9 protein-coding genes are annotated in these 12,844 nt (G+C 42.0%); 8 read left to right on the top strand and 1 reads right to left on the bottom strand.

Features of this window, described 5'->3' with window-relative positions; translation table 11 throughout:
* Positions 1 to 62 precede the first annotated feature (62 nt).
* Both U2718_RS31160 and U2718_RS31155 read left to right on the top strand, forming a co-directional pair.
* Positions 63 to 2,411, top strand: a complete 2,349-nt coding sequence (locus U2718_RS31160) for a recombinase family protein (protein WP_341996439.1) — start codon at positions 63 to 65, stop codon at positions 2,409 to 2,411.
* 14 nt (positions 2,412 to 2,425) lie between these two features.
* Positions 2,426 to 2,641, top strand: a complete 216-nt coding sequence (locus U2718_RS31155) for a hypothetical protein (protein ID WP_341996438.1) — start codon at positions 2,426 to 2,428, stop codon at positions 2,639 to 2,641.
* Here U2718_RS31155 and U2718_RS31150 read toward each other — a convergent pair.
* Complete coding sequence (locus U2718_RS31150; RefSeq protein WP_341996436.1) at positions 2,633 to 3,484, bottom strand: hypothetical protein; 852 nt, start codon at positions 3,482 to 3,484, stop codon at positions 2,633 to 2,635. The two genes, U2718_RS31155 and U2718_RS31150, sit on opposite strands and share 9 nt — an antisense overlap.
* 939 nt (positions 3,485 to 4,423) lie before the next feature.
* Here U2718_RS31150 and U2718_RS31145 point away from each other — a divergent pair.
* The 6 genes from U2718_RS31145 to U2718_RS31120 all read left to right on the top strand — a co-directional run bounded on the left by U2718_RS31145 (position 4,424) and on the right by U2718_RS31120 (position 12,835).
* Complete coding sequence (locus tag U2718_RS31145; RefSeq protein WP_341996434.1) at positions 4,424 to 5,293, top strand: zinc metalloprotease HtpX; 870 nt, start codon at positions 4,424 to 4,426, stop codon at positions 5,291 to 5,293.
* A gap of 151 nt (positions 5,294 to 5,444) precedes the next feature.
* Positions 5,445 to 5,864: a hypothetical protein gene (locus U2718_RS31140; RefSeq protein ID WP_341996433.1), complete on the top strand. Its 420-nt coding sequence runs from the start codon at positions 5,445 to 5,447 to the stop codon at positions 5,862 to 5,864.
* 218 nt (positions 5,865 to 6,082) lie between these two features.
* A complete protein-coding gene (aspS, locus tag U2718_RS31135; RefSeq protein ID WP_341996431.1) occupies positions 6,083 to 7,867 on the top strand; it encodes an aspartate--tRNA ligase in 1,785 nt (594 codons plus the stop codon).
* A gap of 651 nt (positions 7,868 to 8,518) precedes the next feature.
* On the top strand, positions 8,519 to 10,288 hold the full coding sequence (locus tag U2718_RS31130; RefSeq protein ID WP_411813396.1) for a serine/threonine protein kinase: 1,770 nt from the start codon (positions 8,519 to 8,521) through the stop codon (positions 10,286 to 10,288).
* A 108-nt stretch (positions 10,289 to 10,396) separates the two neighbouring features.
* Entirely contained in the window at positions 10,397 to 11,956 is a 1,560-nt protein-coding gene (locus tag U2718_RS31125; RefSeq protein WP_341996429.1) for a M48 family metalloprotease, read from the top strand.
* A 69-nt stretch (positions 11,957 to 12,025) separates the two neighbouring features.
* Positions 12,026 to 12,835, top strand: coding sequence for a COP23 domain-containing protein (locus tag U2718_RS31120; RefSeq protein WP_341996427.1), 810 nt, complete (start codon positions 12,026 to 12,028; stop codon positions 12,833 to 12,835).
* The last annotated feature ends 9 nt before the right edge of the window (positions 12,836 to 12,844 follow it).

Here is a 12,844-nt window from a genome sequence, read left to right as displayed (position 1 = left end):
TGATGGCTTATATCCTTAATTCAATGTACGAGGTATCTTAACAAATTCCTAAGGAGACGGTTGTGTTTTCTCATTCTATTTGGATTTTTGGCCCTAGTCGCTCTGGTAAAACTGCTCGCTTAGTTCAACACTTTGCCAGTTGGATGCAAGATGACAATTATCACTATGAGTCATTTTATAAAAAAAATACTAAACAAAAAAATAGTGATCGCATTACCAAAAGCCTACATCTTAATCAAACCGAACCATCTGTTTTAGTTCTGGCTGCCAATGACGAGAATCGTCGAGAATTAGCAGATAAAATTGTTACCACAACTGTGGGAAAATATCCAGTACGTTGTAAGACTCCTTTAGGTTTTTTTCAAGATGAAATAATTCTATTTTGGCCCTTACTGATTCAATCATTAAATTTAAAAGCACAATTTCCGGTAAGACTACGCCCAGAAACTGAACAAGAATTAGCAACTAAGCTTTGGCGCCCTCATTTGGATGAAGAAATTTTGCGGCGTGTGGATGTGAATGAGTACCGCCTGGTACGTCGTATTCTTGACTTACTACAACTAGCAGCTTATGGTGGCACACCCACAGAAGAAATTAGCAGTGTTTTGGCAACAGCATTAGCAGAGCAAGATCATACCAATTTAGAACCGGAATTTTTAGCTTTTTTGCTCATTAATTGGCGCAACTGGTGTTTAGAGCGAGGATTGCTTACCTACGGAATTATTACAGAACTCTACAGCCAGCATTTATTGACTAATCCTGACTATCAACACCGATTAAAAAAACGTTATCAAGGAGTTTTGGCAGATGATGTGCAAGATTACCCTGCTGTAGTGTGCAGCCTGTTCGAGTTTTTATTAGATAGTGGTGCAGTGGGAGCATTTAGTTATAATCCTGATGGAGTGGTGCGTTTAGGATTGGGAGCAGATCCCACTTATATCGAAGCAAAATTAGCGGCACGCACTCAAATAGAAACCTTAACTGCTTCACCCGCAAATAGTCTAGCCGATACACTCACACAGCCAATGGTGGAATTACTCACAGAACCTATGGCGCTATTGAGCTTGCCAGAGGCAGTGCAGTCAATCCAAACCACTTCTCGTGCTCAACTATTACGGCAAACAGCAGAAGCGATCGCCGATGCAATTAAAACAAAACAAGTAGAACCACAACAAGTAGCAGTGATTGCACCCGGTTTGGATGCGATCGCTCGCTACACTCTCATAGAAATTCTCACTAAGCAAGGCATTCCAGTGCAATCGCTTAATGATCAACGTCCACTTATTAGTTTCCCCATTGTCCGCGCTTTGCTGACGTTACTAGCGCTAGTTTATCCGGGATTGGGGCGCTTGCTAGATCGAGATGCGGTGGCGGAGATGTTAGTAGTTTTGAGTAGGGGATATGCTACAAATGACACGGAGATGCGGAGACTAGGAGAAGCAGTTTCAGAAGACGTGGTGACGCAAAGAGGGAGAGACACTGTTTCAGCAGACGCGGTGACGCGGAGACTGGGAGACACGGAGAATCGATTAATAGCATTCTCTACGTTTCACCCAAGGATCGATCCAGTACGTGCTGGTTTGATTGCAGATTATTGTTTTCAACCCCATCCCGATCGCCCCAACTTATTACCCGTTACAACATTTGATCGTTGGGATCGGCTTGGTTACGCAGCAACTACAGCTTATAGCGAAATATTACAGTGGTTAGAAGAGCAGCGATCGCAACAGGAGTTACGTCTCATTCCTAGTCCAATTTCCTTGTTAGATAGAGCAATTCAGCGTTTTTTGTGGAATGGCAGCAATCTTCCATACGATCAACTGGCAGCACTGCGAGAATTATTAGAAACTGCTCAACACTACTGGGAAATTGATAGTAGATTGCGGCAAATCTCCCCAGCCATTGACACGGGGAATTTTTCATTCTCCGCGTCACCCCGTCTCAACCTCTTTGCGTCTTCTTCTCTTCCCCCAATTTCATCTCCTCAAGAAGCGATCGCCGATTTTATTCAACTATTACGGCGTGGTACTATCACTGCCAATCCCTATCCTATACGTCCGATTGGCCCTGCCGCTAAAGCTGTAACTTTTGCTACTATCTTTCAGTATCGTTCTAGTCGGCGTTCTCATCGTTGGCATTTCTGGCTAGATGCAGGTTCACCACTGTGGGCGAAAGGTGGTGCAGCGACATTGTTTGGTGCGCCTTTCTTTCTTCGAGAAAGAATAGGGGAGCCTTGGACAGCAGAAGATGAAAAATTGGCAGAAGAACAACGATTAAGAAGGATTTTGGCAGATTTGCTTTCTCGTGTATCAGAAAGAGTATATTTGTGTCACAGTGACTTGGCTATGAATGGACAAGAACAATTAGGCCCTTTGTTGCCTTTAGTTCACCAAATTAACTTGGTAGAGTAAATTTATTAAGCATTATGAAATATAAATTTTTTGATCGGCGTGTTCAGGAATGTCATGTTGCCATGATTCAAGCGCTGCAAAATCTTGCAACTCAGTTAGAACAAGAGTGTTGCCAAGAAAGCAGACTTGTGGAAAAGGCTGTCAATGAATTACTGAAAGTTAAGACTCGCGATCGCCAAGCAGTCGCTGCACTTGAAAGAGAAATCAAAGATGCTCTCGATTCAGAGTGAAATAGCAAGCAAATAGTCGATTAAGTAGCTCAAGTATCCTCTTAATTCTTCAGCAGCCTGACTTGACACTTGAGAAGACAATTCCCAATCACTGATGCGATTCTTAAGTAGCCGAAATGCTCTTAAATAAATTTCTACTGGTGGCTGTTGATGAGTGATGACTTTTTTATACAATAGACGGGGTTCAATCTCATTTTTCATGCAGGTACCTAAAAGTTTTAAGTATCTACAAAGATTCTGGCGAAACTCTTCTTGATGAGGATGCTCTTGACATAAAAACTCATTGGTTAATGCTTGTGACAATTCTATTCTCTGAGATAATAGCCACTGTCCGCCTTCTATACAGGCAGTTTTTTGCGCTTCTAACTCAAAAACAGATGCAGTGATTTCCTCAATATGTGCTAAAGAATGGCGAAGTCTATCCTGTCGTGCCTGAATTTCTGTAGAGCAAATATTTGCCTTGAAAAGCTGCTTTTTACTCTCTAGCTCAGACATTACATCTTCAACAGCTGGTTTAATAATTTCTTGAATAATATACGCCTGTTCTTTCAGAACCTCTAGCACTTGCTGACGCAGTTCGTAATTAATAATGTTTTCAATGCGATAGTTCGTACCTGCTTGTAGGAAGTCTATCTGCCATTGCAAGTCACGCATTACTAAATCTTGAGATTGTAACTTATTTTGTATTCCTTGGTGGACATATTGTTCTATAAGCTCAACTCGTTGTTCTAAAGGTTTAAGACTTCCTGCATTTAGCCAAGGACTGATGATACACTCTGCGAATTCGTGCAAAGTTTTTCCAACTTTTTGCAAAACTCCAGTATTGTTAGTATTCTCTATCATTAGGTTGATCCTTTGAGATGACCACTGGTTTAAGTAAATTTGGTTGAATATGGACAGGGAAAAAGGACACGGGGAGGTGGGGAAGGATCGTGACTTAAATCTTCTCACCTTGTCCACGCCAGTCGCTACAACGGAGGGAACCTCCCTACCCTTACGGGAACGCTTTTAGCAACGGGTGGACAGGTTTCCCGGCATAAAGGAGCCACTGCGGTGGACGGGTTTCCCGGCATAAAGCAAGTGGCGTCAACTGGCGTCAAGTGGCGTTGGAAACCCTACCAAGAGCGCTGGCTCCCCCATCCTCTTTCTCCACGTCTTCTTCGTTTACCCAATTCCTTAATGATTTAAGAATGTGAGTAAGATTCGTTCCGAAGTAGCTACAAAAATCGCCCATGACTGAATCAAAAAAGGATTTAGAGTGTAGAGTGAAAAGCTTTTTTATCAATTTTGATGTGGCAGTTCATGACTAACTAATTAGCTTGATGAAGAATTTTGACATCTAACGTTGTATGAAGTCTTTTTTCTATAATTAATAAAAATATTGATGTTTATAATAATTCTACCGAACAGTATTTATAAAGCACAATTACAAACAACATAAATTAGCGATCGCACTCCTAATATCAAGCTTTTAAATATTATTGCTTTGCTAAGATTCTAAAATTTATTACCTGAGAGGGATGTAATTTTTTGAATGTTTTTATTTATTGAGTTTTTGATGATAAATACAGGTTAAAATCTTAAAAAAGTATCATAAGTAACTAAAAATAGATATTTGAAAATAAAATTTTAAACCTGATGTGAGAAAACCGTACATAAGATGGAGCAAAATTTCTACCTTATAAATCTGTGTTAAGGTCGATAAAATCAAGGTGCGGCTTAAGTAATGCTGTTAATCGCAACTAATTTCACACTTACAACAGCATTATCAGGAGAGTAAATATGAGAAATCAATTGAAAACTGCCGCTTTACTAGCCTTACTAAGTGGCATTTTAATTTCTATTAGTTACTGGGTAATTGGCGGTAGCACAGGTGTGATTGTGGGTATTGTCTTAGCTGCCGTAACTAACTTATTTTCTTGGTATCAGTCAGATAAAATTGCCCTAGCAGCTTATCGTGCTCAACCAGTCTCACCACAGCAAGCACCAGAACTCTATCAAATGCTAGAGAGACTCTGCCAACGAGCTAATCTGCCCGTGCCAAGATTATACATAGTTCCTACTCAAGCTCCTAACGCTTTTGCCACAGGGCGCGATCCAGAGCACGCTGCTGTCGCCGTTACCGAAGGCATTTTAAATTTACTACCACAAGACGAATTAGAAGGCGTGATTGCCCACGAACTCACGCACGTTGCTAATCGTGACACTCTCACGCAAGCCGTTGCAGCCACGATCGCCGGGGCAATCTCATTTTTGGCTCAAATTGTCAGCTATAGTCTTTGGTATACACCATCCTCACGCGATCGCAATGGCCCCAATCCTTTGGGGTTACTACTAACAGTGATCTTAGCGCCGATCGCAGCAACAATTATTCAACTAGCTATTTCGCGCACGCGGGAATTTTCAGCGGATGCAGGTGCTGCAAAAATAACAGGCAATCCTCGCGCCTTAGCCCGTGCGCTGCAACGTTTAGAACTGACAGCACGGCAAATGCCCTTACAAGCTAATCCAGCTTTTGAGCCGTTATTGATTACAAATCCCCTCTCTGGGCAGTTTCTCGGTAACTTATTCTCCAGCCACCCCCCCACAGAAGCACGAGTAGAGGCGCTGCTGAGATTAGAGCAGCAACTGCCGACAATGGAAAGAGTTTAGGGATAAGGAATAGGGAATTAAGAGAAAGAGGACACGGGGAGGTGGAGATACGGGGAATTTTTCATTCTCCGCGTCACCGCGTCTGGTTGTCTTTGCGTCTTTCCCTTTCAATCCCCCATTTTTCAACTAGCAAATCAAGAGGTTTAAAACTATGACTTACAATTCCGATAATCAAGAAAATTTTGTTGTTGAAGAAAGCGTAGTTGTCGTTCAAGTCAGTTCTCAAACCAATGAAATGGTAGAAACTGAGATGGCTGGTGAAACTGATGAAATTAAGCATGAAACCAAAGAACTGATTGAAGCACTCAAAAGACGCGCTCAAGCTGAGGCAGAATCAGCCGGAACACTCACTCGTGAAACTTATTTAAGTGCTGTACGTCGGGCGCGCCAAGCGATTGAAGGCGAAAAATTGATTGAGCGCGATCGCATTGAAAACTCGTGGCTCTTATTGCAACAAGAAGCCGAGAAAAACTGGCACTTGTTGATGAAAGAACTCACAGAATTCGGGGATCGCGCTCAAGATGCCGCTAAGGCTGCTTGGGAAGCATTCAACGCTCCTCGCCCACAATAAATGAGGATTGGTGATTGGGTACTGGGCAGAAGAGGACAAGGGGAGGGGGAGACAAGGGGCAAGAACGTGATTCACATTCTCCCTGTCACCTGTTCCCTATCCCCTATCCCCTAATTTTTATTTAACTGGAATTACTAGAATTGCAATTGATGCTAGATAATTAGAAAGTTTGACATTTACTGAACTTTCTCTAGCCTTGTAACTCAGAACTAACAACTATGCGAACTGACTATTGCGGCGAACTCCGAAAAGAACACATTGGAGCAACTGTCACCTTGTATGGATGGGTAGACCGTCGCCGCGATCATGGGGGTGTGATATTTTTAGATTTACGCGATCGCTCTGGTATTGTCCAAATTGTCAGCGATCCACAACGCACTCCGGATTCCTACAATGAAGCAAATACCCTGCGCAATGAATACGTGATCAAAGTGACGGGTAGGGTGTCGCAACGTCCCGAAGAATCCCTCAACCTCCGCATACCTACAGGCGAAGTCGAAATTTACGCGGAGCAAATTGACTTGCTCAACGCTGTTCGCAAGCAATTACCTTTCCAAGTTTCTACTGCTGAGACAGATCCGGTACGGGAAGATTTGCGATTGAAATATCGTTATCTGGATTTGCGGCGCGAACGTATGGCGCAGAATTTGCTACTACGCCATCAAGTAGTGAAAGCTATGCGTCGTTACCTAGAAGACGTGGAAAATTTTGTTGAAGTTGAAACTCCTGTACTTACCCGTTCCACTCCCGAAGGTGCGCGAGATTACTTGGTTCCCAGTCGCGTCAACCCCGGTGAGTGGTTTGCTTTGCCGCAATCTCCTCAGCTATTTAAACAACTGCTGATGGTATCAGGTTTTGACAGATACTATCAAATTGCCCGGTGTTTCCGTGACGAAGATTTACGCGCCGACAGACAACCGGAATTTACTCAATTAGACATGGAAATGAGTTTCATGTCCCAAGAGCAAATTATCGAACTCAACGAAAAGCTAGTTGGCTATATCTTCAAAACGGTTAAAGGCATTGAGTTACAGTTTCCCTTTCCCCGTCTTACCTATGCAGAGGCGATAGAACGTTATGGGAGTGATAAACCTGATACACGCTATGGCTTAGAACTAGTTAATGTTTCGGATGTAGTTAAAGACTGTGGTTTTAAAGTCTTTCGCGATGCAATTAGTAGTGGGGGAATTGTTAAAATTTTGCCTATTCCCGATGGTGATGTAATTTCTAATGTCCGTATCAAACCAGGCGGTGATATTTTTAAAGAAGCTAATGAAGCTGGTGCTAAAGGTTTAGCTTACATCCGTGTTAGGGATGATGGAGAAATCGACACTATTGGTGCAATTAAAGACAATCTGAGCATAGAACAAAAGCAAGAAATTTTGCGCCGCACGGATGCTAAACCAGGATATTTATTGCTATTCGGTGCTGGTGATGTTCCGACTGTCAATAAAACTTTAGACAGGTTACGGCAATTTACGGCTAGGGAGTTTAAGTTAATCGAGCCTGATAAAATTAACTTGCTTTGGATTACAGATTTTCCGATGTTTGAGTGGAATGCAGATGAAAAGCGTCTAGAAGCGCTGCATCATCCATTTACTGCACCTCATCCTGATGATTTGAACGATCTAAAGACTGCCCGCGCTCAAGCTTATGACTTGGTATTTAATGGCTTTGAAGTTGGTGGCGGTAGTCTGCGGATTTATCAACGGGAAATTCAAGAGCAAGTATTTGAAGCGATCGGGCTGTCCCCAGAGGAAGCAAAGAATAAATTTGGTTTTCTGTTAGAAGCATTTGAATACGGTACTCCACCTCATGGTGGTATCGCTTACGGCTTAGATCGATTGGTGATGTTGCTAGCTAACGAAGAATCGATTCGCGATGTCATTGCTTTTCCAAAGACGCAACAAGCTCGTTGTTTGCTGACGGATGCGCCTTCTGGAGTAGATGCCAAGCAACTCAAAGAGTTGCATGTGACTTCAACTTATAAGCCTAAGTCCTAGATAAGCAAGTAGTAACGACTAGCAAAGTGCCTTAGAACAAGTCCATAACGCACACAAAATCTAGCAATCTACTACATTGATTTTGATATGTTGCAGGTGTTTATACCCCCGGCTTTTTTAAAAAAAGTCGGGGATCTATAATCTCTTAGAGTAGTGCGTTCGCCCAACAACATTACACAAGTAGTCATGCAAAATAACTTATAAGGGCTACGCCCAACGGAGAACCCGCAGGGTAGCACCTGGCGTCGGGTTTCCCGCGTTGTAGCGACTGGCGTCAATAGAGAACAGCAAAAGAATGTGTGTAATTAATTCTGTTTAAGTGCTTATTTATGCGTAAGTACTTATAAAGACATAATTTTGCAACAACACCTAAGTTTATAAAGCAAACTTTAAATCTGATTGACTGTAAAAACTAAGACTAATTTTTACTACCGTTCAAATTGGCGCTGACTGCAAAAGTACAATTTATTGTCAGAAAAACGTAAAATTCTAGGATAAATTTTAATTAACTCTGAGAGAAAATATAGTGTAATTACTGATTTACAAAGCTTTCAGAACAGCAAATTAGTACCATCCTAAATAATAATTTATTGTTATCCAAGAAAAATTTCAATGTTTTTCTGAAAGTAAAACTTCATTTCGGAGCATTTTTTGGCAAAATTAATAGAGTTCTCGCCTAACAGAGGGCATTCAATCCGCTGGCAGGTAAAGCTAATGCTCTTCGGCACAATTCTTCGTAACCGCTACAAAGTCCTCACTAAGTTAGGAACTGGTGGATTTAGTGACACCTATCTTGCTGAAGATATGGACTTACCCAACTATCCCAAATGTGTTGTTAAACATTTGGTGACTCGAAACTCCAATCCAGAAATACTACAGATTGCTAAAAGGCTATTTAATCAGGAAGCAGAAGTTTTATACCGCTTAGGGAAGCACCACGACCAAATTCCCGAACTTTTAGCCCATTTTGAAGAAAATGGTGAATTTTATTTGGTACAGGAGTACGTTGATGGACATGACTTAACCACCGAAATTACTCCAGGCAGACAGCTAAGTGAAACAGAGGTAATTAAACTCCTACAGGAAATTTTGGAAGTTTTGGCAGTTGTCCACAAACACAATGTCATTCATCGGGATCTAAAGCTGCAAAACATCATGCGTCGTCAAGATGGCAAGATTGTACTGATTGATTTTGGTTCTGTCAAAGAAATCAAAAGTTTAGCGACAAGCATTTATGGGGAAGTAACTTCCACTATCGTTATTGGTACTCCTGGCTACATCCCAAATGAACAAGCAAATGGAAACCCTAGACTGTGTAGCGATATTTATGCAGTCGGAATCATAGCAATTCAAGCTTTGACAGGTATGGTGCCGCGTAAAATGCCAATCGATCCAACTACCGGAGAAGTGATTTGGCGTCCTTTGGTACATGTTAGTGATCAATTGGCGAATGTTTTAACTAAAATGGTGCGCTATAACTTTAGCCAGCGCTATCAAACGGCAACGCAAGTTCTAGAAGCTCTACAATGGGCATTGCCACCAACAACAATTGGACGTACACCCCAGCCAAGACAAAGAGTGTCATATGAACCATCGTCTGATTTGCCCAATTCTCAAATTATTCCAATTCTTGGATTGCTCAGTGTCATGGTGGTTGGGTTCGGTGTCGCAATTTTTGGAGGACGTTTTTTTCAATTTAGTTTTAGAGGTAATAAACCAACTCAAACTACAAATCCAACTGTTAAAGATGTCAAAATCAAGCCCATAACCCCATCATCAACACCAGCTAGTTACCGCAGAAAACCAAACTTTTATAATTCACCATCAACACCGTTGTTACAGGAGCCATTGAACCAAACTCCAATTGAGTCGTTCACTCCTGGAATTGAATATAAGGAGAAACCATCTACTCCAGCAAGTAAAACCACCACCAAACCATCCACTCCTACAATTGAAAATACTAACAAGCCATCTACACCACCAATAGAGGAAAACACTCAGCCATCCACTCCCCCTATAGAAGATAACGTTAAGCCATGCACTCCTGCAATCGAGGACAATACCAACTCATCATGTTCCTCGGAATCGGAAACTGAAAACACTAATAAGCCATCTGCTCCCGTATTTGAAGACAACGTTAAGCCATGCACTCCTGCAATTGAAAATAATAGCGATTTATCATGCTCCTCGGAATCAGAAATTGAAGACAATACCAGACTATCCACACCTGCTGTTGAGGATAATAATCGTCAAATGATGATGGTATCACCCACACCTGTAACTGAAGAGAAAAATAATCAATTGATGGTGCCGTCTACACCTAGAATAGAGGAACAAAGTAAACAATTTATAGTGCCATCTAAACCTGTAACTGAGAATAACAATCAATTGGTTGTGCCATCGACACCAGTGGATGAATAACCTCTAAATTCGTGATTTTGTGAAGATTAGTTAGAAAACTTGCTTTCATAATAGCGATCGCTCTGGGCTATACATTGAGAAAAGAGCTTTTTCCAGAGGAAGCCATTCATGAAAAAACGCTGGAAGTCACTGTTTTTAGCCTTGATTTGGGTAATACTGGCAGTTGGGACGTCTATTTTGATTATCCTGACACAACCCATAGCACCATCTCCCGCCCAAGAAACCTCTGAACAAAATCAATCTCAGCAAACAGCAGTAGTACCCGCCCCCAACGAGAAAGCCTCACCAGAACCAGCACCTAGTGCTGAAGAAATTGCTCGCCAGCAAAAATTTATAGAAGCAGATAAGCTCTATTTGGCAGGAGACTACACTGCTGCGGAGAAATTGTATCGCGAACTAAAACAACCATTTGCACAATCATCCCAAACACCACAAGCAAAAGGGGCGATCGCCGATTTATCCCAACTCTCCCCTGCTGGTAAAGTCTACTGGCGAGAAGCAGAAGCCGGAATTGCTTCTAAAATGCAAACTAGAACTTTAGTAGCGCTGCAACTGTTAACAGAGCAGTATCCAGAATTTATTCCTGGGCAAATTAAATACGCAGAAATTCTTAAAGAATACGGTGATAAGAAAAAAGCTTTAGAAATTTTAGAGCGAGCGACAACACTTTACCCCAATCAAGCAGATTTAATTAAAACCAGAGTTGCAACACTGGCAGAGACAAAAAAATGGATGGAAGCTTCTCTGGCGGCACGGCAGTTTGCGATTCTTAATCCCAACGATCCACAAGCCCCTGAATTTACCCAACTAGCAGACAAACATCTCAAGCGTTATAAATCTCATATCCGATCAGAAATTCAAGGCAATACGATCGCTAACATTATTACTGGTGTTTTAGGATATGCTGTGACTGGTAGTTTGATCGGCCCTTTTTCTGCTCTTGACTCCACAATTATGCTCTTGCAAGGTGAAGAATCTGTAGGTGAGGCAGTCGCAAAACAGGCAAAAAAACAACTGAATGTAGTCAAAGACGAAGCAGTTTCAGCATATGTCAACGAAATCGGACAAAAACTAGCCAAAGTCGCTGGGCGGGATGAATTTAAATACGAGTTTTTTGTGATTCCCTACGAGGAATTAAACGCCTTCGCCCTGCCTGGAGGCAAAATCTTTATTAATGCGGGGGCGATCGCTAAAACCAACTCTGAGGCAGAATTAGCAGGGTTACTTGGGCATGAATTATCTCACGTTGTTCTCTCCCACGGCTTTCAATTAGTCACTCAAGGAAACTTAATTGGTAATCTCACTCAGTATCTTCCCCTTGGTGGCACTATCGGTCAACTCTTTGCTTTAAGTTACAGTCGCGATATGGAACGTCAAGCAGATACCCTTGGCACACGCCTAATTGTTGCCAGTGGTTACGCAGCCGATGGTTTGCGTAACTTGATGGTGACACTAGACAAGCAACAAAAAAATGCTCCCCCTAGTTGGTTATCGTCTCATCCAGGTGGTGATGAGCGAGTTCGCTACCTCGAAGAAATGATTATAACCAACAACTACAATCGCTACACTTACGAGGGAGTAGCACGCCACATCGAAATGCAAGCAAAGGCAAAACAAGTTATCAAAGACAAAAAAGAACAAGCAGATAAAAAGAAACGCGATCGCTGAATCAAAATTAAAAACTCTTCGTCACAAGAACTAACAACTCCCTACTGAATTCTTGTATCAGGATAGTTTATGAAATTACAGCCCCTAAAATTAATTTTTTTAAGTAGTCTTGGTTTATCCCTGGCTTTAAGTAATTCTACTGCTTTCGCCCAAAGAGCCGATGATGTTGTAGTACCAACAGTACCAGGCAACGGTACATCAACGACTACCAATACCTCAACCACAACAACAATCAACAACTCCTCAACAACAATTGATCCTGGAACCCGGTTTAGCTGCCAGAATTATAACGGTCAATATACTGTTATGTACCAACCCGAAAGTCAATCAGGGCAATTCTTCGCTTGGGCAACTCCCCGCGCTTTGGGTGGTGGCTGGGATGCATATAAACGCTGTGCAACAATAGCTGAACGTTTGGAAACCTATCGTCCTGACGGCTTAACAGAACTCCGCGCATCCACTTTAAATGGATACAATGTTCTATGTGTTACCACTGAGGCAAATCCAGCCTGCCGCCTTGTACTGACAGTACCTCCCGGATACGATGCTTACGCTGTACGTGATAGTGTATTCCAAAATCTCATTAGTGCTGACAGTGGACAAACAACTATAGGTGTAAATACGTTTACCAGTCGCAGTAATGGTAACGGGGTTCAAGAAATATACAATATGGGTAGAACACTGTTGGGTAATGGCAATAATAGCGGTAATAATAACCGCACTCGCGCATTTCGCGATCCGATTAACCTTAGACCTTTCCTAGATCGCAAAGATGGCGGTAACGGCAGCAAACTCAAAAATGGCGTAGCAATTCGCACTCAGTCTCCAACTCAAAACCCTGCATCTACTAATCGTTTGAATCCGAACAAATTCCGCTAATTAGTAATT

Origin of the sequence: Chlorogloeopsis sp. ULAP02 (assembly GCF_038404745.2) — a bacterium.
Classification (GTDB): domain Bacteria; phylum Cyanobacteriota; class Cyanobacteriia; order Cyanobacteriales; family Nostocaceae; genus Chlorogloeopsis.
The sequence above is the reverse complement of the archived record's forward strand: the minus strand, read 5'-3'. Positions and strand labels throughout refer to the sequence as shown.